We start from the raw sequence: 341 nt of genomic DNA, 5'->3' as shown, positions 1-341 counted from the left end.
AGAAGATCGGCAGGATCAGCAGCACCAGCGCCACCAGCGCGCCCACGTACGCGTAGCGGCGGAGCAGCCGGTGGTCCCGGAGCAGCACCACCACGGCGATGAACAGCGCCACCCCGAGGGTGGACCAGAGCAGCTGGGTCGGCGCCGCCTCGCTCCTCGGGGTGGCCCGGTCCAGCCGGTCGATGACGACCAGTCCGATCCCGTTCAGCAGGATCGCGATCGGCAGCAGCAGCGGGTCCGCGTACGTCGCCTTCCACCGGATCACCCCGTGCGCCAGCAGCGCCAGCACGCCGAGCGCCGCCCCGTACCCGGCCGCGCCGGAGGGCACCTCGCCGTCGATG

At 73.0% G+C, this 341-nt stretch carries 1 pseudogene; it reads right to left on the bottom strand.

The window, feature by feature from the left end:
* Window positions 1–341 (bottom strand): annotated as a pseudogene (locus ACLWS4_RS38075) (FtsW/RodA/SpoVE family cell cycle protein); the annotation flags it as partial.

Source organism: Kitasatospora sp. SC0581 (assembly GCF_048159585.1).
In the GTDB taxonomy this organism is placed as follows: Bacteria; Actinomycetota; Actinomycetes; order Streptomycetales; family Streptomycetaceae; genus Kitasatospora.
This window is presented reverse-complemented; position numbering and strand designations above follow the sequence as displayed.